Consider the following 25,299-nt stretch of genomic DNA (forward strand, 5'->3'; position numbering starts at 1 on the left):
GCGCGAAGAAAAATCGGTTTGGCCGATCACCATAATAAAGACCGGATTGTAACCCAAGCTAAAAGGTGGTCAGCACCCTGTGATCTCGTACAATTACGCATTATTTATCAGTTTGCACTGGCACGTTCGTTGAACGGGCCTTCCTCTCCTTTGGAGTTACGTTTGATCAAGCCCAGCAAAGCAGCCTCTGCTGTGAACCCGGAGGCAACCTCGCCCGACAGCACAGGGGCCTCATCTCCAGCGTCGGCGGTTGAGTCGACCCCTTCCGACTTGCCCCAGGATTTTGAAACAGCGCTGGCCCAGTTGGAGGCGCTCGTGGCACAAATGGAGTCTGGCGAGCTGCCACTCGAGGAGTCTCTGGCCGCGTATCGCCGAGGCGTGGCTCTGACACGCGTGTGTCAGGAGCGCCTGTCGCAGGCTGAGCAACAGATCAATGTGCTCGAGGCAGGCCTGTTGCGACCCTTCGACGCGACGGATCGCCAATCAGAATGAGCGCCGTGTTACCTTCTTTTTCTACGTGGCTGGGTGCCCGAGCAGCGCATATCGAGCATGTTCTGGACAAGGAGATGCCACAGGTCGATATCATTCCCGCTCGTTTGCATGAGGCCATGCGCTACGCTGTGCTCGGGGGAGGCAAACGGGTCCGGGCCGCATTGGTCTATGCAGCCGGTTATGGATGCGCCGACAATCAAAGTGGAAATCCTGCATTCGAGCGTGCGCTCGACTGCGCCGCCGCCGCGGTCGAGCTCGTGCATGCCTATTCCTTGGTGCATGATGATTTGCCCTGCATGGACGATGATTCGCTGCGGCGCGGTCAGCCAACAGTGCATGTGCGCTTCGATGAGGCGACCGCGCTGCTTGCGGGTGACGCGCTTCAGCCGCTGGCTTTTGATTGTCTCGCTCAAATGCCTGTTGCGCCTGAAAAAATTGTCCAGGCAACACAGACACTTGCACAGGCAGCCGGTAGTCTTGGGATGGCTGGCGGTCAGGCCATCGACCTCGAAAGTGTCGGAAAGGTTTTATCGCAAGATGCTCTACAGCACATGCATTCTCTGAAAACGGGTGCGTTATTGTCTGCGAGCGTGATGTTGGGGGGATTGGCGGCCGGTGCGGACGGGCCGCAACAGGGTGCTTTGACACGCTATGCCAAGGCGATGGGCCTGGCTTTCCAGGTGGTCGATGACGTACTGGATGTGACTGCCGACACTTCTAAGTTAGGTAAAACAGCTGGCAAGGATGCTGCTGCGAACAAGCCGACTTACGTGACGCTCTTGGGTCTTGAGTCTGCTCAGATCATGGCAAAAAAATTACATCGGGAAGCGATTGAAGCAATCGCGCCCTTGGGCGAATCTGGGCGCTATTTGGCCGGACTCGCGGATTTCATTGTGTTGCGTGATCATTGACGAGAAATATGGCTACAGATTTGCTTGATCGAATTGAAAAACCTGCGGACCTCAAGGCGCTGGATAGGCGCGAGCTCAAAAAGCTCGCCGATGAACTGCGCGCTTTTGTTTTGCAAACTGTGTCTCGCACAGGTGGTCATCTCTCGTCCAACCTTGGTACTGTCGAACTGACTGTCGCGCTGCATCACGTCTACGATACGCCTCATGACAGGATCATCTGGGATGTCGGACATCAGTCCTATCCGCACAAAATTTTAACGGGACGCAAGGAGGCGATGAGTACGCTTCGCCAGTTTGGCGGGATCTCCGGGTTTCCCAAGCGATCAGAGTCAGAATATGACGCGTTCGGTACGGCTCATTCTTCGACTTCGATCTCGGCCGCGCTCGGCATGGCGGTCGCTTCGCGCAATGCGGGTGTCGCGCGACAGCACATCGCTGTCATTGGTGATGGCGCCATGTCCGCAGGCATGGCTTTTGAGGCAATGAATAATGCGGGCGTCACGCCTGATATCAATTTGCTTGTGATTCTGAACGACAACGACATGTCGATTTCTCCGCCAGTCGGAGCCCTGAATCGCTACCTTGCACGCTTGTTGTCCGGACAGTTTTATGCCGCAGCGAAAAACGTCGGCCGGGCAGTGCTCCAGCATGTCCCCCCGGTGCTTGAGCTGGCTCGCCGTCTCGAAGAGCATGCCAAAGGAATGGTGACGCCGGCGACATTGTTCGAAGAAATGGGTTTTAACTACGTCGGTCCCATCGATGGCCATGATCTTGATGCACTGATACCGACCCTGCAAAACATGCGTGCATTGAAAGGGCCTCAGTTTTTGCACGTTGTCACAAAAAAGGGCCAGGGCTACAAGCTCGCCGAGGCCGATCCGGTGCTCTATCACGGACCTGGCAAGTTTGATCCTGCCGTGGGGATTCAAAAATCAACGACCGCGCCTAAAGTCACTTTCACCCAGGTCTTTGGCCAATGGTTGTGCGATATGGCTGAACACGATCCAAGGCTAAACGGAGTGACGCCCGCCATGCGCGAGGGCAGTGGTATGGTCGAGTTCGAGCGGCGCTTCCCGACGCGTTATTTTGATGTGGGTATCGCCGAACAACATGCCGTCACGTTTGCGGCAGGCATGGCGTGTGAAGGTCAAAAACCCGTGCTGGCCATTTATTCGACTTTTTTGCAACGCGGTTATGACCAGTTGATCCACGATGTGGCTCTTCAAAATCTCGATGTGACTTTTGCCCTGGACCGAGCGGGTCTGGTTGGCGCGGACGGTGCGACTCACGCAGGCAATTACGACATCGCTTTCTTGCGCTGTATTCCCAATATGGTGGTGGCGACGCCTTCGGACGAAAATGAAACCCGATTGCTGCTTTCAACCTGTTATCACTACACGGGCCCCGCTTCCGTGCGTTACCCCAGAGGTTCCGGTGCGGGTGCGGTAGTGGCTGCAGGTCTGGATACCGTTCCTTTGGGGCGAGGCATCGTTCGCCGGCGAGGTTCTGGCTTGGCGGTGCTGGTGTTTGGCACGCTTTTGCCTGCCGCGCTCAAAGCGGCTGAGATACTTGACCTCACCGTGGTGGATATGCGCTTTGTCAAGCCTATCGATACACAGTTGGTGCTCCAGATGGCGGCTGAGCATCCACTCGGCCTCGTGACACTTGAAGAGGGTTGTGTGATGGGCGGCGCAGGGGCTGCAGTCTCTGAGACGCTTGCCGCCCATGCGGTGGTCACGCCTATTTTGCATCTTGGCTTGCCTGACAGGTTTATCGATCATGGAGAGCAGGGGGCTTTGCTTGCGGGAGCTGGTTTGGATGCGGCCGGCATTGAGGCCGCCATCCGGACGCGTTTCTTCACATCTTGACCGGGATCCGCACCCTGATTTGCCAAAATGCGCTAAATGCGCGAAAATAATAGACTTTCTTGCTCGACCAGCATGATTTTTAGGTCTGATTTTTACCTCAGCTAGATCTCATTGTTGGCGGGCTGCCCCCGGCAGAAGTTTTTCTTCGACCGGATATCCACAGGAGTGCATTGCATGCGCCATTACGAAGTTGTTTTTATTGTCCATCCAGACCAGAGCGAGCAAGTTCCCGCGATGGTTGAGCGCTATCAGGCGCTGGTCACCACGCAGGGTGGAAAAGTCCACCGTACCGAAGACTGGGGCCGTCGCCAGTTGGCTTACCCAATCCAGAAGCTTGTCAAAGCCCATTACCTTTGCTTCAACATCGAATGCAGCCAGGCGACGCTCGACGAGCTTGAGCACTCTTTCCGTTACAACGACGCTGTGTTGCGTCACCTCGTTATCAAGACAAAAGCTGCTGAGACAGAGCCTTCAATCATGATGAAACAGGTCGAGCGCGAAGAGGCCCGTAAAGCATCTGCAGAATCGGCACCCGACGACATCGAGTAAGCCGGAGTCTTTGTGGCTCAGTCAGATGTGAATCGGCTTGAAGTGCAGGGATTAATCTCTGAACTGTCACCTCTCAGGTACACACCCGCAGGCGTTCCAGTTTTAGAGTTTTTACTTTCACATGAGTCCGAGGTCATAGAAGCAGGTCAACCACGTCGTATCGCATTGAATTTGATTGTTGTCGCGATGGGGGATCTGGCACAGATGGCTGGCACGATGAGTTTAGGTAGCAAGGTCCGGCTTCAGGGTTTTCTGGCTCCGGTTCGTAAAGATTCTCAAAAATATCGGCTGCATGCGCAGCATATTCAACAAATTTGAACAAGGCATATCATGGCTTTCTTCGGTAAACGTAAAGAAAAAAAGAAGTTCACCCAACAGAATCCGCTTTTCAAGCGTCGCAAATTCTGCCGCTTCAGCGCTGCTGGTATCGATCAGATCGATTACAAAGATCTGGACACGCTGCGTGACTTCATCCAGGAAAACGGCAAGATCATTCCCGCTCGTTTGACGGGTACAAAAGCAATCTATCAGCGACAGCTCGACTCAGCGATCAAGCGTGCGCGCTTTTTGGCTTTGCTGCCCTTCACTGATAACCACAACTGATCCAGGGGCACATTATGCAAATCATTCTGCTCGAAAAAGTCGTTAACGTTGGAAACCTCGGTGAAGTTGTTCGCGTGCGCGATGGCTATGCCCGCAATTTCCTGATTCCACAGAAAAAAGCCCGTCGTGCAACCGAAGCTGCTCTCAAAGAGTTCGAATTGCGTCGCGCTGAGCTTGAGAAAGCTCAAGCTGAAAAACTGGCCGCTTGCCAGGCATTGGGTGCTCGTCTGGAGAACTTCTCCTTGAGCATCAAGCAAAAAGCCGGCGTTGACGGTCGTTTGTTTGGTTCCGTCACCAACATGGATATCGCTCAAGGTTTGGTGGCAGCTGGTTTTGCTGGCATTGAAAAGTCACAGATTCGTTTGCCAGAGGGTCCTCTGAAGGCTGTTGGTGAGACTGCTATTCAAATTGCCCTGCATCCTGACGTGGTGACTAGCATCAATGTAGTCGTAGTGGGCGATCTGGTCTAAGACCGGTTCATGCTTCACAAAAAAGCCGGCGGTTGCCGGCTTTTTTATATGGTTGATATTTCAAGCTGATGAGCGAATCCACAGATCATTTTCACCAAGCGTTGAATGAATGGCTTGCGCGTCACACGCGAGTGTCAAACGATGTCTTCATCGAAGATCTTGGTGGGAGACTCTGTGCCATCAAAGTGAGAAGGCTCTCTGCATTAGGACTTTTGAGTTATTGCATCAGGTATTTACGCGCCTCGTTAATCTCAGTCTTTTGCTGGCTGGGTTTTAGAGAAAAGCCCTCCGCGCGGATTCTATTGCGTAATGGTCTTGAGGCCGAGACGCAGAGATTAATTCTTATGCAAGCGCGTGGATATCGCGTTCCCAAGGTATTGCATCACGCACCAGGCGTGTTGGTGCTTTCCTATGAAGGTGAAAGTCTGACCTCAAAAATTCGTGAGGCTGATTTCAAGGAACAACTCGTTTGGATGGATTTAGCCGCGCAAGACTTGGCGCAATTTCATCAGGCAGGATTTGTTCACGGCGGTGCTCAATTGCGTAACTTGATGGTGCAGGATGGTGTGCTAACTCGCATCGATTTTGAGGAAAATATTGCAGAAGCACTTTCCCGGCCGCTCGGACAAGCCTATGACGTGTATCAGATGATGTCCTCGATGGCAGGGTTGAGGGTCGAACAGTTTTCCGAGCTGGAGCGTCGGGCTTTGTGTGCAAGATTACTGGATGCTTATCTGCAGGCAAATCCAGACCCTGCAGTGAGAATGCAGCTCACCCGTTTAGGTAGACTTTTTGCTGTCGTGCAACATTATCTCGGATGGTTATTGCGTCGCTTGCCGGGACGTGATGTCCGAGGCTTCTTGTACGTCACGGATGCCTTGAGGTTATGATTCATCCATGAATAATCCCCCAGATCCACAGCTTGACTATTTGCGTGTTCCTCCTCACTCCGTCGAAGCGGAGCAATCGGTTTTGGGCGGGCTTTTGCTCGACAATGGGGCGTGGGAGCGCGTCACGGACGTTGTCAACGAAGAGGACTTTTATCGCTATGATCACAGACTGATCTGGCACCACATTTCTCGTTTGATCAACCTTTCGCGTCCCGCTGATGTTGTGACTGTCCACGAGTCGATCGCCAGCGTTGGCAAGTCCGAGGAAGTGGGTGGGCTGGGATACCTGAATGCGCTTGCGCATAATACGCCCTCGGCCGCAAACATCCGGCGCTATGCAGAGATCGTGCGCGAGCGCTCGATGCTGCGAAAACTCGTGTCGGTTGCCGATGAGATTGCCGCGACTGCGTTTAATCCTCAGGGTAAAGAAGCGCGTCAATTGCTCGATGAGGCGGAGTCCAAGGTTTTTAAAATTGCCCAAGAGGGCGCCAAAGCCAGTGCGGGCTTCAGGGAAATTCAGCCTTTGCTTTCGGAAGTTGTCGAGCGCATTGATGAGCTATATCACCGCGAAGGTGATACAGATGTGACGGGCGTGCCCACCGGCTTTACAGACCTGGATCGGATGACTTCAGGCTTGCAGTCGGGCGATTTGGTAATCGTAGCAGGGCGGCCCTCCATGGGTAAGACTTCGCTTGCGATGAACATCGCCGAGCATGTCGCAATCGAGCAAGGTCTGCCTGTTGCTGTTTTTTCCATGGAAATGGGCGCCGTCCAATTGGCGATGCGCATGCTGGGCTCAGTCGGTATGCTGGATCAGCATCGTATGCGCACGGGAAAGTTGCTGGCCGATGACTGGCCGCGCGTGACACACGCCGTTCAGCGCATGCAGGATGCGCAGATGTATATCGACGAGACGCCTGCATTGAGTTCTGTCGAAGTGCGCGCGCGCGCCCGTCGCCTCGCTCGACAATGCGGCAAACTCGGTCTGATCGTGATCGATTACTTGCAATTGATGGGGGCCAGTTCAGCGGGTGAAAACAGAGCGACAGAGATCTCTGAAATCAGCCGCTCTCTGAAAGCACTGGGTAAAGAACTGGAGTGTCCTGTCATCGCCTTGTCCCAGCTCAATCGTAGTCTGGAGCAACGGCCGAATAAACGACCGGTCATGAGCGACTTGCGCGAGTCGGGCGCCATCGAACAAGACGCAGATTTGATCTTGTTTATCTATCGCGATGAGGTCTACAACCCTGATTCGCCAGACAAGGGTACTGCAGAGATCATCATTGGCAAGCAGCGAAATGGTCCGATCGGGACAGTACGCTTGACTTTCCAGGGTTCAAGCACCCGCTTCTTGAATTTTGCGGGTGGCGGCGCAAGCTATTGATGGATGTAAAAGTGTGCGGGTCGGGACTTAGTTCAGATCCGTACGAGACATCGCGACAGCTTGACGGTTTTGCACGAGTTGTCTGATTTTGACTGCATCACCGATGCGCGTGCCTTTACCGTCAGCATTCAACAATACAATCGCGGTGTCGCGGTTGTTGATCCGGGCAACCATTACCAAACATTGACCGGCTTCGTTGATGAAGCCAGTCTTGGATACTCTGATATCCCAGTTTGGATTGGTCACGAGCATATTGGTATTGCGGAACAATGTCGCATGTCCGCGCGTTGAAATTTCGTGTTGCTGGTTTGTGGTGTAGTAACGAATACTGGGTCTGGCGGCTGTGGCCTGCATCAATTTGACCAAATCTCTGGGTGTCGAAACGTTCGCACTGGATAGACCTGTGGGCTCGACAAAGCGGCTGTCGTGCATGCCCAGCTCTCGCGCTTTGTTGTTCATAGCCGCGACAAAGGCAGGCATGCCACCCGGATAGTAGCGACCCAAAGCGTTGGCTGCCCGATTTTCGGAAGACATGAGCGCGAGATGCAGCATGTCACCACGTGAAAGTCTGACACCGACAGCCAAGCGTGAACGACTGAATTTCACCACATCGACGTCATCTTGCGTGACCTGGAGCATTTCATCGAGCGGCTGCTTGGCATCCACTACCACTAAGGCGGTCATGAGTTTTGTAATGCTCGCAATGGGGCGCGCGACATCATCATTACGTGCAAACAACACCGCTTTGCTGTTGAGGTCTTGAACAAACACAACGTTTGAACGCAAGGCGCTCGCAGGGTTGCCGGATTTGCGGTCCGCTTGCGCGCGTTGAGCGCTTGCAGCGCTTGCGACAGCAGCTGTCGTCGCACCTGCCGCGAGTGCTTTCTGCGTTGTCGAGGTCGACTTGCTGCCGCGCGTGCCTTGTGGTGTGCCGCCAGGAGCCGCTTTCTTTTGTTTGGTATTCGCGGAGGTTTTGCTTTTCGACTGAGTCGACGTAGCAGTGCTCTTTTTCGATGCAGAGGTATTTTGTGTAGTTTTTTTGGTTTGTGACGGTTTCGCTTTGGATGTTTGCGTGCTGCTTGTCGTACTTTGCGCGAAACTTGGGCTGCTAACAAGTGCCAAACTCAGACTGACCAAGCCTGTGAGGCATACTTTTCTAAGGGAAAACAAACGACCTGCACGCATTCCTAGCGCCCTTTAAGTATAAAAACTATTCAAATTATATACTTAGCTAGGATAGTTAAACTATTTATTTATTAACATTATTTAAATCAAGGGTTTACCCTGATCATTTTGCTCGTATTTTGCCTGGGTGAGGCTGAGGGCAAGCTTGAACGCGGTCATCAGAGAGGAGGGATCAGCAACCCCTTTGCCGGCAATATCAAAAGCCGTACCGTGATCGACACTGGTTCTGACAAAAGGCAGTCCAACCGTGACGTTGACGCCTTCATCAATCCCCAAATACTTGATTGGAATGAGACCTTGATCGTGGTACTGAGCCACGCAAATATCAAATTCACCTCTGCGGGCACGCATGAACACGGTGTCGCCGGGCCAGGGTCCGGAAGCATCGATCCCTTTGGCACGTGCTTGTGCGATCGCAGGCGCGATGATGTCTAAATCTTCACGTCCAAACTTGCCGTGTTCTCCTGCGTGTGGATTGAGTCCAGCCACCGCGACCCGCGGCGAGGCGATGCCCATGCCTTGACACGCCTGTGCCGCAAGCTCAATGGTTCGTAGCTCAAGTTCTTGACTCAAGGTAGGTGACACTTCAGCCAGTGCAATATGAATCGTCGCCAAAATCACACGTAACTGGTCATTCACCAACATCATGGCGACATGCTTTGTGTTTGAACGTTCTGCAAGAATTTCAGTATGACCGGGATAATCGATGCCAGCAGCGTGCATGGACTCTTTGTTCAACGGCGCAGTGACAATGGCGCGTACGCGCTTGGCCATGGCGTCATCAATTGCACGCTCGAGTGCTTGAACAGCAGCTTTCCCTGCACGCGCATCCACGACACCATACGGAAGGTCAGCGGGTAGGGTTGGAGTTGTGGGTTTGACGAATAGACTGCCCGCTTGTTGATAGTCCCCGGTCAGCGCATCTTGTGGCGACAATTCAATGATATTGAGAGGCTGTCCAAGTAGGGCGCAAGCGCGTCTTAAAGCGCCCGCATCACCATACACGACACACGGAGCAGTCAGTCCAGCGGCGTGAAGTTTCACGATGATTTCCGGACCGATGCCAGCAGCATCGCCCAAGGTCATGGCAAGCGGTATGCGTCTGTTTGTCGACATAAACGTGTGTGGCGCTTTTAAAGGACTTCGCCCGCGTAGTCTGCGAGGCGAGAGCGTTCTCCACGCTGCAGCGTGACGTGTCCCGCGTGAGGCCAGCCTTTGAAACGATCGACAACAAAGGTCAGCCCGGAGCTGCCTTCGGTCAGGTAGGGTGTATCGATTTGCGCGATGTTACCCAGGCAAATGACCTTGGTACCCGGTCCTGCCCGCGTGATCAACGTTTTCATTTGTTTGGGCGTCAGGTTTTGCGCCTCGTCGATAATCAGGTACTTGTTTAAAAATGTGCGGCCGCGCATGAAATTGAGCGACTTGACCTTGATCCGCGAGCGGATTAAATCCAGCGTGCCGGTGCGTCCCCAGTCATGTGTCTGACCACTGCCAATTGAACTGCCGCCTTCGGTTTCTCCCATGGTGAGCACTTCGAGGTTATCCTCCAGCGCGCCCATCCAGGGTTGCATTTTTTCTTCTTCGGTGCCGGGCAAAAATCCAATGTCTTCGCCAACGGGAACGGTCACTCGCGTGATGATGATCTCAGAGTAGCGTTTGGTTTCGAGGACTTGCGCAAGTCCCGCCGCTAGCGTCAAGAGTGTTTTTCCAGTGCCTGCTTGTCCAAGCAGGGAGACAAAATCGCACTCTGGATCCATCAAGAGGTTCATCGCGAAATTTTGTTCGCGATTGCGGGCCGTCACACCCCAGACATTATTTTTGCCATGTGTAAAGTCCCGCAGCGTCGCCAGCACAGCTGTTTTTCCACTGACTTCGCGCACTTGCGCGTAGAGCGGCATCGGTCCTTCAAAATAGACAAATTGATTCACCATGAACTGATGGCACAGTGGTCCCGAGATTCGGTAATAGGTTGTGCCTCCTTGCTGCCAGGACTCCACACCTTTGCCGTGTTTGTTCCAGAAATTATCCGGCAGGGCAAGCATCCCGCTGTACAGCAGATCAGAGTCCTCAAGGACCTGGTCGTTGAAGTAGTCCTCAGCCGACAGCGACAGCGTTCGCGCCTTGAGCCGCATATTGATATCTTTGGATACCAGTACGACTTCGCGGTCGGTAAACTTGTCATGTAATGCTCGCACGACGCCAAGAATTTGATTGTCGGCTTTGCCCATCGGAAGATCCGGTGGGAGTGTGCTCGCCATAGCGGTTGTCTGGAAAAACAAGCGACCGGTGGCATCTTTGTGACCGAGCCCATCGAGGGGTAGACCCAATTCAAGATCACGATGCTCGCCGACAAGGGTATCCAGAGATCTGCTCACCTGGCGCGCGTTTCTGGCAACTTCAGACATCCCTTTCTTTTGATGATCGAGTTCTTCGAGTGTCATCATTGGCAGGAATACGTCGTGTTCCTCAAATCTGAATAGTGAGCTCGGATCATGGAGCAAGACGTTTGTATCGAGCACAAACAGTTTGCGCACCGCATGACCGGAAGATTTGGATGCGGGTTTGACTGTGGTGGTTGACCCGGCTGGTTTCTTACGCACAGACCCTTTCGGTTTTGTCGAGAGCTTTTCCGCGCCTTCGGACAAACTCGACAGATCAAGCGTGATGGACTTCGACGGTTTCTCCATCGCAATGGGTTTCAACGCAACAGTTTCGATTGCCTCGATCAATGGGTGTGGGTCAGAGGAGCTGCTCGGCTCGCGTGGGGCGGTCGTATCTTTGGGTTCGAGCTTGAGGTCTGCGACATCGAGAATGGCGGCAGGGCGTGTGGGCAGCTTTGGCAAAGGCATACGAGAAATCTCCCGGGGTGCAAGCGATAAAAAGTTGTGGATGAGGATGAATCAGGTCAAGCTGCTTGCGGCTTGTAGGACCTCTTGCGCGTGTCCTGGCACTTTGAGCCCACGCCAAGCCTGGACGAGTTTTCCATTCGCATCGATGAGGAAAGTGCTGCGTTCGATACCTCGAACTTGCTTGCCATACATTTGTTTGAGCTTGATCACGCCATATGCATTGCAAACTGTTTCATCTGTGTCGGCGATCAGGGGAAAGGGCAGTTCAAGTTTCTTTGAGAAATTTTCATGCGACTTGAGCGAGTCTCGCGAGACGCCGATCACGACGCAGCCGATTGCTAAAAATTGATCATGCAGGTCACGAAAATCTTGTGTTTCGGTTGTACAGCCCGGGGTGTTGTCTTTAGGATAAAAATAGAGAATGACGCCACGTCCAAGGCAACGTTCGAGAGAAATCTCACCAAAGGTGCTTTGTGCGGAAAAGCCCGGTGCGGGTTTGCCTATAAGAGCTGTACTCATCAGATTTTCTCCGGTAATAAAGCGGCGATCACTTGACGGCCTTCGGCCATTAAAATGTTGTACGTGCGAGCTGCTGCTTCGGTTGTCATGCATTCGACGCCCACGCCTGCGCGCAGCAGCGGCGAGATGATCTTGTGATCCAGCATGCGCTGGCGTGAACCGGTACCAACCAGAAGTACTTCAGGTCGATCGCCTTCGACTTCGGGTTGAGGAGGCTGATCCGAGTCTAAAAAAGCGAGTGGGTCGATGGGCTTGAGCGCCAGACCTGCGGCGAGTAATAAATGAGCCGTGGAGATGTCTTCCGCGTTCTCGACCAGCCAATGTCTGACCGGCCCCTCTGGCCCGAATGCGATGGCGTGACTGTAGGTGGTTTTGTTGATTTCGACGTAGCCGTGACCGTAACCGGTGACGGTATTGAGCGCCGCGTTGGTGTCTGTATGAAGCTTCAATAAATACTCCAGCTAGTTCGGCTGATGATAGCGCAATCACTCGTTGGCTGTGATGACAGCGCAAGCAGTAAAAGGGATAGAAACAACTGTTTTTTTCAACGGGTGGGAACCGATTTGCGGCATTGGTCCCGATGCGCTAGATTACAGGGTTTTGCTGCGCTGCAAATAAAGCAAAGTTAAGCTTTTCTTACACAAGGATTGAGGATGAGAAAGTTTTCTCGCATCGAGCGTCTGCCCCCCTACGTTTTCAACATCACGGCTGAGCTCAAAATGGCAGCGCGTCGGCGTGGCGAGGACATTATCGATATGTCGATGGGTAATCCCGATGGTGCGACACCTCCTCATATCGTCAGCAAACTGGTCGAGGCTTCAGAGCGCCCGACTACGCATGGATATTCGGTCTCCAAGGGCATTCCACGCCTGCGCAAGGCCATCACCGACTGGTACGCGCGGCGCTATCAGGTACAGTTCGACCCGGATTCGGAGGCCATCGTCACGATCGGCTCCAAAGAAGGTCTGGCCCACCTGATGCTGGCGACACTCGATGCGGGCGATACTGTTCTGGTTCCGAATCCAAGCTACCCCATCCATATTTACGGTGCTGTGATCGCGGGCGCCAATATCCGTTCGGTGCGGATGACCCCGGGGTCAGATTTCTTTGAAGAGCTCGAGCGCGCGGTACGTGAGTCCATTCCCAAGCCAAAAATGATGATTTTGGGATTCCCGAGCAATCCGACTGCCCAATGTGTGGATTTGTCTTTTTTTGAACGCGTGGTCAAGCTCGCTCAGGAACACAACATCATCGTGGTGCATGATCTGGCTTACGCCGATATTTGCTTCGATGGTTATCAGGCCCCCTCGATTATGCAGGTGCCCGGCGCCCGCGAGGTCGCGGTTGAGTTTTTTACCATGAGTAAAAGCTACAACATGGCAGGCTGGCGGATTGGTTTCATGGTCGGCAACGCAGAACTTGTCAGCGCGCTGGCCCGTATCAAAAGTTACCATGACTACGGCACGTTCACTCCTATCCAAGTTGCTGCGATCGCGGCGCTTGAGGGACCTCAGGATTGTGTGTCAGAAGTCGTGGAGAAATATCAGAGTCGCCGGGACGTTCTGGTCAAGGGTCTTCATGAGGCAGGCTGGATGGTGGACAATCCCAAAGCCTCCATGTACATCTGGGCGCGTATTCCCGAGCCCTACCGGGCGGCCGGATCTCTGGAGTTTGCCAAGCGGATCCTCGAGGAGGCCAAGGTCGCGGTTTCTCCTGGGATAGGCTTCGGAGATTACGGAGACGAATACGTCAGGTTCGCCCTGATTGAAAATGAGCAGCGTACGCGTCAAGCCGTGCGCGGCATCAAAGAAATGTTTCGCAAGGATGGGTTGCTGTAATGGAATCAATCAAGGTCGGTCTATTGGGTTTGGGCGTTGTCGGTGGCGGCACCTGGAAAGTGCTGGCCCGCAACGCGGGTGAAATTTCCCGTCGTGCGGGTCGCAGCATCGAGATCACTCGCGTGGCTGTACGCGATTTGGCAAAAGCACGCGCCATGCTTGGCTCGGCCGTCGATGTGGGGACGGATCCTTTCGCCGTGGTGCGTGATCCTTCGATTGATATCGTGGTTGAGTTAATTGGCGGGGATACACTCGCGCGCGACCTTGTACTCGAGGCGATCGCGCAGGGCAAACATGTCGTGACTGCCAACAAAGCCTTGCTTGCCAAGCATGGCACAGAGATTTTTGCCGCGGCCTCTGCCAAGGGCGTCATGGTGGCTTTCGAAGCCGCAGTCGCCGGCGGTATTCCAATCATCAAAGCCATGCGCGAGGGGTTGACAGCCAATCGCATCGAATGGGTGGCCGGTATCATCAACGGCACGACCAATTTCATCTTGTCGGAAATGCGCTCGCGTGGTTTGCCTTTTGCGACTGTGCTGGCCGAGGCGCAAAAGCTTGGCTATGCCGAGGCTGACCCGACATTTGATATCGAAGGCGTCGATGCCGCCCACAAGCTGACGTTGCTCGCTTCGCTGGCATTCGGGATTCCAGTGCAGTTCGACAAAGCGCACATCGAAGGTATTTCACAGCTTGCCTCCGAAGACATCAAGCTTGCTGAGCGCCTAGGTTACCGGATTAAATTGTTAGGTATCACCAAGCGACGCTCCAACGGGATTGAGTTGCGTGTTCATCCCGCCCTGGTACCCAGCTCTTCCTTACTTGCCAACGTCGAGGGTGCGATGAATGCAGTCCTCGTACGCGGCGATGCGGTGGGTCAGACTCTTTATTACGGCAAAGGCGCTGGCGAGGAGCCTACGGCCTCAGCTGTCGTGGCCGATATCGTTGACGTGACACGTCTGCATACAGCCGATCCAGAGCACCGCGTGCCTCATTTGGCGTTTCAGCCTGATGCGATGGCTGACACCCCGATTTTGTCGATCGAAGACGTGGTGACTGCCTATTATCTCCGCATGACGGTGGCGGATCAGCCTGGCGTTTTGGCGGACATTGCAAGAGTATTGGCGGATGCCGGTATCTCGATCGGTTCGATGATCCAGCAGCCTTCTGATGCGGACGGGAGTGCCGACTTGATTTTCCTGACGCACCAAGCCCTGGAGAGGAATATCAATACTGCGATTGCCCGGATCGAGTCCCTTCAATTCGTTCGTTCAAGCGTGACCCGTTTGAGAGTGGAAAGTTTGTCATGAAATACGTATCAACCCGGGGCGGAATGAATGCCCAAGCGTTTTCCGATATTTTGCTTGAGGGTCTGGCGCCCGATGGCGGCCTAGCCGTTCCAGAAAGCATTCCCCAGATTTCAGCGCAGACACTTGAAACTTGGCGCACCTTGCCCTATCACGCATTGGCGACCGAGGTTTTGTCTTTGTTCGTCACTGACATTGATCGCACGACACTGGCTTCAATGACGGCATCCGCCTACTGCAAGGAGTCTTTTAAAACCGAAGCGATCGTTCCCGTGCGACCGCTCTACGACGGCATGTCGCTCCTGAGTCTCTCCGAAGGTCCGACGCTGGCGTTCAAAGACATGGCGATGCAGTTTCTCGGACAAGTTTTTCCATACGTTTTGAAACAGCGCGGCACGACGCTCAATATCTTGGGCGCGACTTCAGGTGACACTGGATCGGCAGCCGAGTATGCCATGCGTGGTAAGGATGCCGTCGCCGTGTTTATGCTGTCCCCACACGGTCGCATGAGTGCGTTTCAGCGCGCCCAGATGTATTCGCTGCAGGATGCCAATATCCATAACATCGCTGTAAAAGGCGTCTTTGACGAAGCCCAGGATGTGGTCAAAGCACTGTCTGGCGATTTGGCTTTCAAGTCCAAATACCGACTGGGTGCCGTCAACTCGATCAACTGGGCGCGTATCGCGGCGCAGATTGTGTATTACTTTCATGGTTGGTTGCGCTCGACTTCCGCGCCCGGCCAAGAGGTTTCCTTTACAGTCCCTTCTGGCAATTTTGGCAATATTCTGGCGGGACACATCGCGCGTTCGATGGGGTTGCCGATTCGCCGGTTGGTGTTGGCGACGAATGAAAATAACGTGCTTGAAGAATTCTTTCGTACGGGTATCTACAGACCACGCGGGGCGGCACAGACTTTCGCGACATCAAGTCCCTCCATGGATATTTCGCGTGCCTCCAATTTCGAACGATTTGTGTTCGATCTGGTCGGTCGTGATGCCGAGCGCGTCGCCGGACTCTGGCGCGAATTGTCGCGTGAAGGTTTCTTTGATCTGTCAGCGATGAAGCCAGAGTTAGACCGCCGCTATGGCTTTGTCGCGGGTTGCAGCACGCATCAGGATCGACTGGCCACAATACGCGCTGTCCATGCGCGTACCGGGGTGTTGATCGATCCCCACACCGCGGACGGGGTCAAGGTCGCCGCCAAATATGTCGAGCCAGGCGTTCCCATGCTCGTGCTGGAGACCGCATTGCCCGCGAAGTTCTCCGAGGTGATCGAGCAAGCATTGGGTATGCCTGCGCCACTACCCGCCGGACTGGAAAATCTTGAGTCCTTGCCGCAGCGCTTTACTGTCTTGCCCTGCGATGTCGCAAGCGTTCGCGCGTACATCACCGAACACGCCAGTACCTGATATCGTGCAAATGCTCACCTCTGCCCATTTCTTCGCTGTTGCGGCCGGCGCAACGGCTGGGGCTTGGCTCAGGTGGTTGTTGGGCCTGTGGCTCAATCGGCATGCTGAAATGTTGCCGTGGGGCACATTCGCCGCCAATATGCTTGGTGGCTATTTAGTCGGCCTGGTTCTGGGCCTGGTGGCTGCGCATCCTGAATGGCCACAGTTCTGGCGCTTGCTGCTCGTGACTGGTTTTCTGGGTGGCTTGACGACTTTTTCAACCTTTTCAGCCGAAGTGGTGGCTTTCGTCGAGGAAGGCCGTTTTGGCATGGCGGTGTCTTATGCTGGGTTGAGTCTTGCAGGATCTTTGGTGCTGACTTTTCTCGGTTTGTTAACCGCCCACAGCATCAAGGGATAAGCTCATCACTCTCGGGCGCTTGATGACCCTAGTTGTCGGAGTAACACTGCAGCGGCTGAACGACCGCTTCGCACGGCGCCTTCGAGTACAGCAGGGTATCCGGTATCCGTCCAGTCGCCCGCCAAGGTGATTCGTGGCCAAGGGCTTCGGTTTGCCGGCCTCGCTAAATCGGGGGTCGCATCGAATGTCGCGCGCTTCTCCACGATCAGTCTTTGATACCTGACGTCAGGCATAGGTGCTTTGCATTGAGGGTGTCTGGCGGTTTGCTCACGCACTTGCGAGGCAATATCACTGACAAAGCGCGCTCTGTCTTGTTTTAAAAAATCGCTTGAATCGCTGATGACGACAGTAATTTGTTTGTTGTGTCCGATTCGATTAAAGACCCATTGCCCGACATGTCCCCGAGAGTGGTTCTCATCGAGCATCATCATGCTGCGAGGTAAGCGCCAGTCCGATTCCAGCTCCAGGGTGAGTGTCGCGATCGCGCGATAATTAAAAGCACCAAGCATCCGGAACAAAGAAATTTCTGACTCTTGCTCAGGCGTTCGCATATCGGCGGACGCTCGCATAACCGATGCAGTCACTTCTGCCTGATCGAACAAGATTCGCGCTGCGGCGTAAGGAGGCGTGGCCACGACACAGCCATCAAAGACTTCTCCATCGATTTCGACATGTGTAGGTTTGGCCTGAACCTTGCGTACAAGATGGCGATAACGCATGGTCAGTGCGCGAGACGCAGCGGCTGGCCAGAGTTCAGTCAAATCCAGACGTGGGATCAGCAAATCGCTTGCTTCGCGATGGGCATCCAGACTATCGCGCAAGACATTGAGAAAAAGTTGCGCACAGCTACTGTCAAGAGGTGTGTTGAGCGCAGCCAGACACAAAGGGGACCAGAGCTTGCGACTCAGCAACGTCGATTGCTGATAACGCGACAAGAGTCGTGCGGCGGTTTCTCCCGGCCTTGCTTGCCAACCACCGAGCCGACAGCTCACCATCATGCGCAACGCAAGAACGCGGTCCGACGTAGGCAACCCCTTTGTGAAAAGGAGTGCGACCAGTGTATTGAAGGGGGCGGGCAACCTCGGCGCATGGAGCCTGAATGTGCCATCCGCGCTTTCAAGATGAAGCGGCTCACGCACAAGGCGTTGATCAATGTTTTGACCGGGATGCAGACTTTCGATCAGTTTGATGGTCTCGGTGTACGCACCGAGCATGAGATGTTGACCGTTGTCGATGTTTCCCATGTGGATATCGTCGACACCGCGGGCGCGTCCACCCGGCAAGGGGGCCGCCTCAAAGACCGTGACGTGTGCGCCACGGTCTTGCAGACTAAGTGCTGCAGCCAGGCCCGCCCAGCCCGCACCGATCACGGCGAGTTTCACGACGGATCGCTCGATCGCCTGATTTGTTTCAGCACGCTACGACCGGCGCCGACAAAATTTTTCCAGGCAAGCCAAAATTTTCGAATAGGCGTGAGCGAAATACGCTGATCCAGTACCTGCCACTTTTCATGTTCGATTTCTTCGAGCAAGGCGTGGTAGATGGCCGCCATCATCAAACCGGGTCGCTGAGCGCGTCTGTCGCACTCTGGCAAGGCGTCGACGGCTTCTCGGTAAAGTTTGCGAGCGCGTTTGGCCTCAAAAGCCATCAAGGCGGAAAAGTTGTCTGAATACTGACTGTTCAGCACATCGGCGGCCCGAACTCCAAATTGTTGCAGATCGCTGATGGGGAGATAAATGCGACCACGACGTGCATCGTCACCGACATCGCGGATGATGTTGGTGAGTTGAAACGCAATACCGAGTTTGCTTGCATACTGCAGCGTCGCCGAATCCCGATAACCAAAAATCCCTGCCGATAGCTCCCCGACCACGCCGGCGACATGCCAGCAGTACTTTTCCAGCCCCGGCCAGTCCAGATATCGAGTTTGGTCGAGGTCCATCTCCATGCCATCGATAATGGCGAGCAAGCGTTCCTGGGTGATGTCAAAAGGTTTCAAATGGGGGGCGAGGGCGAGTGTGACGGGGTGCTCTGGCTTGCCCTGAAACATGGCTTCGATTTGAGTCCGCCACCAGGCCAGTTTGATTCTGGCGATGGACGGATCCGTGCATTCATCCACCACATCATCGACTTCACGACAAAAAGCGTAGAGCGCCGTGATCGCCAGACGTCTTTCCGGAGGTAAAAATAGAAAAGCGTAATAAAAGCTGGAACCGCTTTTGGCTGCTTTTTCTTGGCAATATTCGCTAGGGGTCATCGCATCAGGCTCTTAATGCACGCCAGAACATCAATGCCCAATCCTGGGCGCCAAGTGTCGGGCGATGCCGGAAAACATCAAAACGTACATGCTCGATTTTTTCGAGAATTCTCAAACCACCTTGAATAATCAATCTGAGTTCGAGACCGATTCTGCCCGAAAGCATTCGTCCAAGGGGACGTCCGGAGTTTAACAAGCCTCTGGTCCTATTCACCTGAAACTGCATGAGCTGGCACCATGCCTGGTCCGTACGGGCAACGGCAAAATGATTTTCAGTCACGCCAAAATACTCAAGCTCGTCCTGAGGCAGGTAAATACGGTCTTTTTTCCAGTCAATGGCCACATCCTGCAAAAAATTGATCAGTTGTAAAGCCGAACAGATGGCGGCCGAGAGCTCCATGGCATGGGCATCAGTGGTCTTGTACAAGTGAAGCATCAAGGTGCCGACAGGATTGGCCGAGCGCCTGCAATAATCGAGCAGGTCGGCATAGCTCTGATAACGTTTTTGCACGATATCTTGATCGAAGGCTGACAGGAGATCCAAAAAAGCTTCGGTTGGCAGCGCATGTTTCTCAATGGTGTGTGCCAGAGGTCTGAACCGGTCGGCCGGGAGGTCTCCATTTGCAATCAAAAGGATGGCCTCTCGGTACTCCTGTAGCGCGGCCAGCCGCTCGGCCGGTGGGGCATCGCCTTCGTCCGCGATGTCATCCGCGCCACGGGCGAACCGGTAGATGTCAGTGACTGCGCTTCTCAGATGCCTGGGGAGCAAAATCGAAGCAACAGGAAAGTTTTCGTAATGGTCAACGGCCATGAGTAAAAAATGCTTAATTAGTCCGGATTGGACAGGGATGACGCAGTGTAGTGGTTCACCCCTGCGTTAGACTAGCAATATGCGGTGCATCCAGCGCCAGAGAATTTCATGGCCAAAATCAAAACTATCTTTACTTGCTCCGAATGCGGCGGCGTCAGCCCGAAATGGCTGGGGCAGTGCCCCCATTGCCAAGCCTGGAATACGCTTGAGGAGTCGCGCGATCACGGTCTAGCCGCACAGGCCGAACAGCACCGCTACGCTCCGCTTGCGGCTTCAACAGCGTTGCGGAGTTTGTCGGACGTCGAAGCGCTTGAATTACCGCGGATTTCTACGGGTATTCCCGAGTTTGACCGCGTGCTCGGTGGCGGATTGGTCGCGGGCGCTGTGGTGTTGATCGGTGGAGACCCTGGTATCGGGAAATCCACTTTATTGCTTCAAGCACTTGTTGCCATGTCCGGTGAACGCAGGGTGTTGTACGTCACGGGTGAGGAGTCCGCCGAGCAGGTTGCTTTGCGTGCGCGCCGACTGGGTCTTTCCGGAGAGGAGGTGGACTTATTCGCAGAGATTCGACTGGAGTCTATTCAGTCTGCGCTCCTCGAACAAAAGCCTGCTGTCGCCGTGATTGACTCGATCCAGACGATCTACTCCAGTGAGTTGACGGCCGCACCTGGCTCAGTCTCTCAGGTCAAGGAGTGCGCGGCCCAATTAACGCGTTTAGCCAAACAGGCGGGTATTCCGATTGTCATGATCGGTCATGTGACCAAAGATGGCGCCTTGGCCGGACCACGGGTGCTGGAGCATATCGTGGATACTGTTTTGTATTTCGAGGGCGATACGCATTCCTCTTTTCGATTGATCCGGGCGTTCAAGAACCGTTTTGGAGCGGTCAACGAACTCGGCGTATTTGCAATGACAGACCGAGGCCTGCGAGGTGTGGCAAATCCCTCCGCGCTCTTTCTTTCTCAGCATTCCGCGCAAGTGTCTGGCTCTTGCGTCATGGCGACCCAAGAGGGAACCCGGCCATTGCTGGTGGAAATCCAGGCGCTAGTCGATACTGCGCATGTGCCCAATCCGCGCCGTTTATCTGTTGGCCTGGAAGGCAACCGTCTGGCGATGTTGCTTGCCGTCCTGAATCGGCATGCCGGGGTTTCGACCTCTGATCAGGATGTGTTTGTCAATGCGGTCGGTGGTGTGCGAATCACCGAACCTGCCGCGGATCTTGCGGTGCTGTTAGCGATTTTGTCTTCTTTGCGGGATCGACCCCTGCCCAAGGGCTTGTTTGCCTTCGGAGAGGTCGGACTCGCCGGCGAGGTCAGACCTGCTCCGCGTGGTCAGGAGCGTTTGCGTGAGGCGGCCAAGCTTGGGTTTTCAGTCGCAATCATTCCCAAGGCGAACGCACCAAGGCAACCGATCGAGGGACTTGAGGTTTGGGCTGTGGATCGTCTTCAGGACGCACTGGACCGGTTAAGAGCATGAGCATATTGAAAATGATTTGCAGGCAGACTTGGCGCGATGCGCGGGCGGGTGATCTGCGTCTGTTAGGTCTGGCTGTGGTGATCGCGGTGGCGGCCGTCACCAGTGTGGGCTTTTTGGCGGACCGGGTGGGTCGTGCGCTTGAACGTGATGCGACGCAGATGCTCGGTGCGGATCTTGTAGTCGAATCCTCCTCACCCATTCCGGCGACATTTGTGGAGCGCGCCCGAAATGCCGGCTTGCGCACAGTTCTGGGGTGGCAGTTTCCTTCGATGGTGGGATCTGAAGGCCGGTTGGTGCTGGCTTCGATCAAAGGCGTGGAGCTGGGTTATCCGCTAAGGGGTGGGCTTCGGACCACTGAAGTCCCGGGCGGACCCGAACTGCAAACCACTGTCGCTCCTGAGGTCGGCCAGGCCTGGGTGGATGCTCAGGTATTGAGTCAGACAGGTTTAAAAATTGGCGATACGATCAAGGTCGGTGACTTGGGCCTGAAGATCGCTCGAGTCATTACCTACGAACCAGATCGCGGTGCCCAGTTTGTCAATCTCGCCCCCCGTGTCATGGTTCGCGCCGAAGACCTCAGTCGTTCGGGTCTGATCGCACCTGGCAGCCGGATTGGCTACAACTTTTTGGTCGCGGGTGACTCGCCCGCAGTGGAACAATTCAAAGAGTGGCTGGCCAGTGCCATGACGGCAGGTCAAAAAATCGTCACAATTGAGGCTGGACGACCTGAAATCAGACGCTCACTGGATCGTGCCCAGGAGTTTCTTGCGTTGGTCGCCATGTTGTCTGTTCTTATCGCAGCCGTAGCCGTGGCACTTGGTGCCAGGCGTTTCAGTCAGCGCCACCTGAACAGTGTCGCTGTGATGCGTTGCCTGGGCGCGACCCAGGTCAAAGTGACGACGATCCTGATGGGTGAGTTCATATTCACAGGCTTGTGTGCATCCATCGTGGGTCTGGCGCTGGGGTGGGGTGGGCAAGCCTTGATGGTCAGGGCGCTGGGGGGGCTGCTGGGTGCCGATTTGCCTCCCGCAGGGATTGAGCCCGCCTTGCAAGGACTCTTTGCAGGATTATGGTTATTGTTGGCGTTTGCATGGCCGCCGCTCAACGGATTGCGTCATGTGCCGCCTTCACAAATATTGCGTGCTCAGCAAGACGGCATACCGCTCCAAAGCATTGCTGGTTATGTTTTGGGCTTGTCTGGCTTTTCGGTCTTGATGTGGTGGGTGGCCAACGATGTCAAGCTCGGGATCGGTCTGGCCTTGGGTTTCTTCGCTGCAGCAGCAGTCTTCGCAGGGCTTGGGATCGTTGTATTGTGGGCATTGTCCGGTCTGCGAGAACGACTCAAACCTTTCCCCGTGCTTCGTTTCGCGCTCGCAGGCGTTGTGCGCAGACGGGGGGCCACCATTGCGCAGACAAGTGCGCTCGCAGTCGGCATGATGGCGATTTTATTGTTGACGATTGTGCGTACGGATTTGCTGGCGGGCTGGCAACGCACCTTACCCGCTGACGCACCGAATCGGTTTTTGATCAATATTCAAAATGACCAGGTACCCAGTATTGAAAAAACACTCAGCGAAGCGGGTCTGACGCAAGTGAGACTTTCGCCTATGGTGCGTGGAAGATTAGTCGCCCTGAATGATCGACCTGTGTCCGCTGCGGATTACGCAGAGGCGCGCGCGCAAAGACTGGTTGAAAGAGAATTCAACCTGTCTTATGCAGAACGTTTGGCCGACCCCGGTCAGATCGTGGCAGGACGTGACTTCAATGCGGCACGTCCAGAGGTATCGCTTGAGATCGGTTTAGCCAAGTCCCTGGGGCTCAAGCTGGGCGATATGATGGAGTTCGATGTCGCGGGTGAAAAGGTTCGACTCGAGGTCACGAGTCTCAGGCGTGTGGATTGGGATTCTATGCGCGCCAATTTCTTTGCGATCACTACACCAGCTGCCCTCAAAGATGCGCCACAGACATGGATGACAGCTTTTTATTTGCCGCCTGACCGCCTCGTCGTGACACAGGAGCTTGTCAAGCAGTTTCCCAATCTGACAGTGTTTGATGTAGGCGCGATTCTGAGTCAGCTACAAAATATTCTGGATAAAGTGTCTGTGGCTGTGCAAGGTCTTTTTGTGTTTTCAGTTTTTGCGGGTGCCATGGTGCTGGCAGCGGCATTATCGGCGACCCGCGACGAGCGCTTGAGAGAAGCGGCCTTGTTGAGAGCCTTCGGTGCGACCCGGCGGCAACTTGCCTCAGCCCAAAGGATCGAATTGCTCTCGGTCGGTGCCTTGGCTGGATTCTTGGCCGCTGGGGGTGCGACCCTTGGCGCGTGGGCCTTGTCACACTGGGTCTTTGAGTTCGACATGCGTTTTTCGCTATGGCCTTGGTTGCTCGGTCTGTCAGTTTGCATGTTAGGCGCCTGGCTGGCCGGAGCACTTGTCTTGCGCGGTGTGCTAAACAGTCCGCCGCTGACCATTTTGCGACATCATTCCTAAGAGCGTTTCAGGCCGCGGAAATACCAACGAATGAATCAACTTGAGCAACAAAAAAAGCCCGAAGGGCCTTCGATGTTTGATATTTTGGGTGGAGAAACTGGAATCCGTCTTCTGGTCGATCGGTTTTACGATCTGATGGACATGGATTCGGATCTCAAATTGTTGCGCGAGGTTCATGGCGCGAGCTTGGAGCAAGCCCGTGACAAATTGTTTTGGTATTTGTGCGGATACTTTGGCGGACCTCAGCATTACATTGAACGTTTCGGACATCCTAGATTGCGCGCACGCCACTTACCCTTTTCGATTGGAATTGCCGAACGAGATCAATGGTTGCTGTGTATGGCACGGGCGATGAAAGAGCTTGATTATCCAGAGCCTCTTTTGGACAAGATGCTGGAGATTTTTTTTGGGGTCGCCGATTGGATGCGGAACCGCGAGGGCTGAGCCGATGAATGAGGATATGCTTGATCAAACAGTCGATCAGCTTGCGCTCGCCGATCGCTGGTTCCGTGTGGATCATGCGTTGAGCGAAAGCTGCAGGCCCGATACGTCCATATGGGGATGTTTCGATGCGCAGACTCCCTCACTCAACGCACGACCTGTCACCGTCGGCGGACGCGCCGCGGCATGGTTTGTCCGCGTCGGTGCTTTTGATGCGGTACTCAGGTATTACCGGCGAGGCGGGTTGGTGGCTAGATTTGTGCAGGACCGCTATTTTTGGTCAGGCCTAGAAAAGACACGTTCAAGCTTGGAGTTCGATCTGTTGCGCATGATGTGGCGTGCCGGCCTGCCTGTGCCGCGTCCGCTCGGTGCCGCGGCATGGCGCTCGGGCATGACATACCGGGCGGCACTGTTGACCGAATGCATTCCGGGTGCCCGTCCTTTGGCGCAAAGCGACGCTCTCGAAATTTGGTCGCGTGGCGGCGCTGCCATTGCGCGGATGCACCGCTTTGGGGTCTGGCATGCCGATCTCAACGTCTACAACATTCTTTATGATGCCAAGGGAAAAGTCTGGTTGATTGACTTTGATCGCGGACGTATGGGAAAGCTTACGCCTGGTCAGCGTACTGAAAATCTCGCGCGCCTGTTGCGATCACTCAAAAAACTCTCTCTTGCAAGACAGAGTGAATATTGGCAGGCGCTTCTTGAGGGATATCACGCCGACCCTTTAAAATCGGATTTTTAAACGCTTGATGTATTTTTTCAGGACTCCTTATGTCTCTCAAACTCTACGGGCTCGCCAAATGCAGTACTTGCATCAAAGCCAGAGCTTGGCTCGATGAAAAAGGGATTGCCCATCAGTTTCAAGACTATCGCGATGTACCGATCCCGGCTGCGAGCCTTAAGAACTGGGCGCAAGAATTAGGCGGCTGGGAAAAACTCGTGAATCGCGCCTCGATGACTTGGCGCAATCTGGATGAAAGTTTGAAATCACCCGGTTCAGACAAAGAGTGGTTGTCATTGATCGCGCAGTATCCTGCGTTGATACGACGTCCATTGGCTGTCTTTCCTGACGCGTCCGTGACAGTGGGTTTCAATGAGAAACGCTACGCTGAAAAGCTGGGTGTCCGTTGATCGATTTATCCGCGCTCAATGTG

At 54.4% G+C, this 25,299-nt stretch carries 26 protein-coding genes; 18 read left to right on the top strand and 8 right to left on the bottom strand.

Translation table 11 applies throughout. The features are described from left to right. Positions 1-192: 192 nt before the first annotated feature. The 9 genes from QWY30_RS14520 (at position 193) to QWY30_RS14560 (ending at position 7,167) form a co-directional block, all read left to right on the top strand. Entirely contained in the window at positions 193-492 is a 300-nt protein-coding gene (locus QWY30_RS14520; RefSeq protein WP_290242291.1) for an exodeoxyribonuclease VII small subunit, read from the top strand. Further along, positions 489-1,403, top strand: coding sequence for a polyprenyl synthetase family protein (locus tag QWY30_RS14525; RefSeq protein WP_290242210.1), 915 nt, complete (start codon positions 489-491; stop codon positions 1,401-1,403). The genes QWY30_RS14520 and QWY30_RS14525 overlap by 4 nt, the downstream gene beginning before the upstream one ends. An 8-nt stretch (positions 1,404-1,411) precedes the next feature. Beyond that, positions 1,412-3,271: a 1-deoxy-D-xylulose-5-phosphate synthase gene (gene dxs, locus QWY30_RS14530; protein WP_290242212.1), complete on the top strand. Its 1,860-nt coding sequence runs from the start codon at positions 1,412-1,414 to the stop codon at positions 3,269-3,271. Positions 3,272-3,445: 174 nt separating this feature from the next. After that, complete coding sequence (gene rpsF / locus QWY30_RS14535) at positions 3,446-3,820, top strand: 30S ribosomal protein S6 (RefSeq protein WP_290242214.1); 375 nt, start codon at positions 3,446-3,448, stop codon at positions 3,818-3,820. Between the two features lie 12 nt (positions 3,821-3,832). Continuing rightward, complete coding sequence (gene priB, locus QWY30_RS14540; protein ID WP_435433417.1) at positions 3,833-4,138, top strand: primosomal replication protein N; 306 nt, start codon at positions 3,833-3,835, stop codon at positions 4,136-4,138. Between the two features lie 12 nt (positions 4,139-4,150). After that, positions 4,151-4,423: a 30S ribosomal protein S18 gene (gene rpsR / locus QWY30_RS14545; protein WP_290242216.1), complete on the top strand. Its 273-nt coding sequence runs from the start codon at positions 4,151-4,153 to the stop codon at positions 4,421-4,423. 14 nt (positions 4,424-4,437) lie between these two features. Continuing rightward, on the top strand, positions 4,438-4,893 hold the full coding sequence (gene rplI / locus QWY30_RS14550) for a 50S ribosomal protein L9 (protein WP_290242217.1): 456 nt from the start codon (positions 4,438-4,440) through the stop codon (positions 4,891-4,893). Between the two features lie 68 nt (positions 4,894-4,961). Continuing rightward, positions 4,962-5,783, top strand: coding sequence for an RIO1 family regulatory kinase/ATPase domain-containing protein (locus tag QWY30_RS14555; protein WP_290242221.1), 822 nt, complete (start codon positions 4,962-4,964; stop codon positions 5,781-5,783). Between the two features lie 7 nt (positions 5,784-5,790). Beyond that, positions 5,791-7,167: a replicative DNA helicase gene (locus QWY30_RS14560; RefSeq protein WP_290242224.1), complete on the top strand. Its 1,377-nt coding sequence runs from the start codon at positions 5,791-5,793 to the stop codon at positions 7,165-7,167. Positions 7,168-7,194: 27 nt separating this feature from the next. Here the strand turns inward: QWY30_RS14560 and pbpG are convergent, their stop codons facing one another. The 5 genes from pbpG to QWY30_RS14585 form a co-directional block, all read right to left on the bottom strand. After that, positions 7,195-8,352 carry a D-alanyl-D-alanine endopeptidase gene (pbpG, locus tag QWY30_RS14565; RefSeq protein ID WP_290242226.1) on the bottom strand — a complete coding sequence of 386 codons (1,158 nt, stop codon included), beginning with the start codon at positions 8,350-8,352 and terminating at the stop codon, positions 7,195-7,197. Positions 8,353-8,433: 81 nt separating this feature from the next. Continuing rightward, positions 8,434-9,468 (bottom strand): 4-hydroxythreonine-4-phosphate dehydrogenase PdxA, encoded by a 1,035-nt coding sequence (gene pdxA / locus QWY30_RS14570; RefSeq protein WP_290242228.1) that lies wholly within the window; start codon positions 9,466-9,468, stop codon positions 8,434-8,436. Positions 9,469-9,485: 17 nt separating this feature from the next. Beyond that, positions 9,486-11,204, bottom strand: coding sequence for a PhoH family protein (locus tag QWY30_RS14575; protein WP_290242229.1), 1,719 nt, complete (start codon positions 11,202-11,204; stop codon positions 9,486-9,488). Between the two features lie 51 nt (positions 11,205-11,255). Continuing rightward, entirely contained in the window at positions 11,256-11,723 is a 468-nt protein-coding gene (locus QWY30_RS14580) for a peroxiredoxin (RefSeq protein WP_290242231.1), read from the bottom strand. Beyond that, on the bottom strand, positions 11,723-12,172 hold the full coding sequence (locus QWY30_RS14585; protein WP_290242233.1) for an Mth938-like domain-containing protein: 450 nt from the start codon (positions 12,170-12,172) through the stop codon (positions 11,723-11,725). The genes QWY30_RS14580 and QWY30_RS14585 overlap by 1 nt, the downstream gene beginning before the upstream one ends. Positions 12,173-12,376: 204 nt before the next feature. On the opposite strand from QWY30_RS14585, the gene alaC reads away from it, so the two are divergent. From alaC to crcB, 4 genes are read left to right on the top strand one after another with little or no spacing between them, the layout of a single operon-like run. Continuing rightward, positions 12,377-13,561 carry an alanine transaminase gene (gene alaC, locus QWY30_RS14590; RefSeq protein WP_290242235.1) on the top strand — a complete coding sequence of 395 codons (1,185 nt, stop codon included), beginning with the start codon at positions 12,377-12,379 and terminating at the stop codon, positions 13,559-13,561. After that, positions 13,561-14,868, top strand: a complete 1,308-nt coding sequence (locus QWY30_RS14595; protein ID WP_290242237.1) for a homoserine dehydrogenase — start codon at positions 13,561-13,563, stop codon at positions 14,866-14,868. The genes alaC and QWY30_RS14595 overlap by 1 nt, the downstream gene beginning before the upstream one ends. Further along, complete coding sequence (thrC, locus tag QWY30_RS14600; RefSeq protein WP_290242239.1) at positions 14,865-16,274, top strand: threonine synthase; 1,410 nt, start codon at positions 14,865-14,867, stop codon at positions 16,272-16,274. Before QWY30_RS14595 ends, thrC begins: the two co-directional genes overlap by 4 nt. A 10-nt stretch (positions 16,275-16,284) precedes the next feature. Next, positions 16,285-16,671 carry a fluoride efflux transporter CrcB gene (gene crcB / locus QWY30_RS14605; protein ID WP_290242294.1) on the top strand — a complete coding sequence of 129 codons (387 nt, stop codon included), beginning with the start codon at positions 16,285-16,287 and terminating at the stop codon, positions 16,669-16,671. Between the two features lie 5 nt (positions 16,672-16,676). On the opposite strand, the gene hpnE is transcribed toward crcB, so the two are convergent. The 3 genes from hpnE to hpnC are packed head-to-tail and all read right to left on the bottom strand — an operon-like array spanning position 16,677 to position 19,739. Then, the gene (gene hpnE, locus QWY30_RS14610; RefSeq protein WP_290242241.1) at positions 16,677-18,053 is read right to left on the bottom strand and encodes a hydroxysqualene dehydroxylase HpnE; all 1,377 of its coding nucleotides are present in this window, start codon (positions 18,051-18,053) and stop codon (positions 16,677-16,679) included. Further along, entirely contained in the window at positions 18,050-18,928 is an 879-nt protein-coding gene (gene hpnD, locus QWY30_RS14615; protein WP_290242243.1) for a presqualene diphosphate synthase HpnD, read from the bottom strand. The genes hpnE and hpnD overlap by 4 nt, the downstream gene beginning before the upstream one ends. Positions 18,929-18,932: 4 nt before the next feature. Beyond that, on the bottom strand, positions 18,933-19,739 hold the full coding sequence (gene hpnC, locus QWY30_RS14620) for a squalene synthase HpnC (protein WP_290242244.1): 807 nt from the start codon (positions 19,737-19,739) through the stop codon (positions 18,933-18,935). A gap of 108 nt (positions 19,740-19,847) precedes the next feature. On the opposite strand from hpnC, the gene radA reads away from it, so the two are divergent. The 5 genes from radA to QWY30_RS14645 are packed head-to-tail and all read left to right on the top strand — an operon-like array spanning position 19,848 to position 25,276. Beyond that, the gene (gene radA / locus QWY30_RS14625) at positions 19,848-21,215 is read left to right on the top strand and encodes a DNA repair protein RadA (protein WP_290242246.1); all 1,368 of its coding nucleotides are present in this window, start codon (positions 19,848-19,850) and stop codon (positions 21,213-21,215) included. Further along, complete coding sequence (locus QWY30_RS14630; protein WP_290242248.1) at positions 21,212-23,701, top strand: ABC transporter permease; 2,490 nt, start codon at positions 21,212-21,214, stop codon at positions 23,699-23,701. Before radA ends, QWY30_RS14630 begins: the two co-directional genes overlap by 4 nt. 30 nt (positions 23,702-23,731) lie before the next feature. Further along, the gene (locus QWY30_RS14635) at positions 23,732-24,145 is read left to right on the top strand and encodes a group II truncated hemoglobin (protein ID WP_290242250.1); all 414 of its coding nucleotides are present in this window, start codon (positions 23,732-23,734) and stop codon (positions 24,143-24,145) included. A 16-nt stretch (positions 24,146-24,161) separates the two neighbouring features. Beyond that, positions 24,162-24,887, top strand: a complete 726-nt coding sequence (locus tag QWY30_RS14640; protein WP_290242252.1) for a 3-deoxy-D-manno-octulosonic acid kinase — start codon at positions 24,162-24,164, stop codon at positions 24,885-24,887. Between the two features lie 29 nt (positions 24,888-24,916). Then, positions 24,917-25,276, top strand: coding sequence for a Spx/MgsR family RNA polymerase-binding regulatory protein (locus QWY30_RS14645; protein ID WP_290242254.1), 360 nt, complete (start codon positions 24,917-24,919; stop codon positions 25,274-25,276). Positions 25,277-25,299: the final 23 nt, after the last annotated feature.

The organism is Zwartia panacis, from assembly GCF_030410395.1.
GTDB lineage: Bacteria > Pseudomonadota > Gammaproteobacteria > Burkholderiales > Burkholderiaceae_B > Zwartia > Zwartia panacis.

Excerpts from the sequence above, each read along its gene's own strand:
- pdxA (WP_290242228.1), bottom strand. The coding sequence starts at position 9,468 with ATGTCGACAAACAGACGCATACCGCTTGCCATGACCTTGGGCGATGCT.
- pbpG (WP_290242226.1), bottom strand. The coding sequence starts at position 8,352 with ATGCGTGCAGGTCGTTTGTTTTCCCTTAGAAAAGTATGCCTCACAGGC.
- QWY30_RS14630 (WP_290242248.1), top strand. The coding sequence starts at position 21,212 with ATGAGCATATTGAAAATGATTTGCAGGCAGACTTGGCGCGATGCGCGG.
- QWY30_RS14525 (WP_290242210.1), top strand. The coding sequence starts at position 489 with ATGAGCGCCGTGTTACCTTCTTTTTCTACGTGGCTGGGTGCCCGAGCA.
- rpsR (WP_290242216.1), top strand. The coding sequence starts at position 4,151 with ATGGCTTTCTTCGGTAAACGTAAAGAAAAAAAGAAGTTCACCCAACAG.
- rplI (WP_290242217.1), top strand. The coding sequence starts at position 4,438 with ATGCAAATCATTCTGCTCGAAAAAGTCGTTAACGTTGGAAACCTCGGT.
- QWY30_RS14560 (WP_290242224.1), top strand. The coding sequence starts at position 5,791 with ATGAATAATCCCCCAGATCCACAGCTTGACTATTTGCGTGTTCCTCCT.
- QWY30_RS14575 (WP_290242229.1), bottom strand. The coding sequence starts at position 11,204 with ATGCCTTTGCCAAAGCTGCCCACACGCCCTGCCGCCATTCTCGATGTC.
- crcB (WP_290242294.1), top strand. The coding sequence starts at position 16,285 with ATGCTCACCTCTGCCCATTTCTTCGCTGTTGCGGCCGGCGCAACGGCT.
- dxs (WP_290242212.1), top strand. The coding sequence starts at position 1,412 with ATGGCTACAGATTTGCTTGATCGAATTGAAAAACCTGCGGACCTCAAG.
- QWY30_RS14555 (WP_290242221.1), top strand. The coding sequence starts at position 4,962 with ATGAGCGAATCCACAGATCATTTTCACCAAGCGTTGAATGAATGGCTT.
- hpnC (WP_290242244.1), bottom strand. The coding sequence starts at position 19,739 with ATGGCCGTTGACCATTACGAAAACTTTCCTGTTGCTTCGATTTTGCTC.
- QWY30_RS14580 (WP_290242231.1), bottom strand. The coding sequence starts at position 11,723 with ATGAGTACAGCTCTTATAGGCAAACCCGCACCGGGCTTTTCCGCACAA.
- rpsF (WP_290242214.1), top strand. The coding sequence starts at position 3,446 with ATGCGCCATTACGAAGTTGTTTTTATTGTCCATCCAGACCAGAGCGAG.
- thrC (WP_290242239.1), top strand. The coding sequence starts at position 14,865 with ATGAAATACGTATCAACCCGGGGCGGAATGAATGCCCAAGCGTTTTCC.
- QWY30_RS14645 (WP_290242254.1), top strand. The coding sequence starts at position 24,917 with ATGTCTCTCAAACTCTACGGGCTCGCCAAATGCAGTACTTGCATCAAA.
- QWY30_RS14595 (WP_290242237.1), top strand. The coding sequence starts at position 13,561 with ATGGAATCAATCAAGGTCGGTCTATTGGGTTTGGGCGTTGTCGGTGGC.
- QWY30_RS14635 (WP_290242250.1), top strand. The coding sequence starts at position 23,732 with ATGAATCAACTTGAGCAACAAAAAAAGCCCGAAGGGCCTTCGATGTTT.
- QWY30_RS14640 (WP_290242252.1), top strand. The coding sequence starts at position 24,162 with ATGCTTGATCAAACAGTCGATCAGCTTGCGCTCGCCGATCGCTGGTTC.
- radA (WP_290242246.1), top strand. The coding sequence starts at position 19,848 with ATGGCCAAAATCAAAACTATCTTTACTTGCTCCGAATGCGGCGGCGTC.
- alaC (WP_290242235.1), top strand. The coding sequence starts at position 12,377 with ATGAGAAAGTTTTCTCGCATCGAGCGTCTGCCCCCCTACGTTTTCAAC.
- hpnD (WP_290242243.1), bottom strand. The coding sequence starts at position 18,928 with ATGACCCCTAGCGAATATTGCCAAGAAAAAGCAGCCAAAAGCGGTTCC.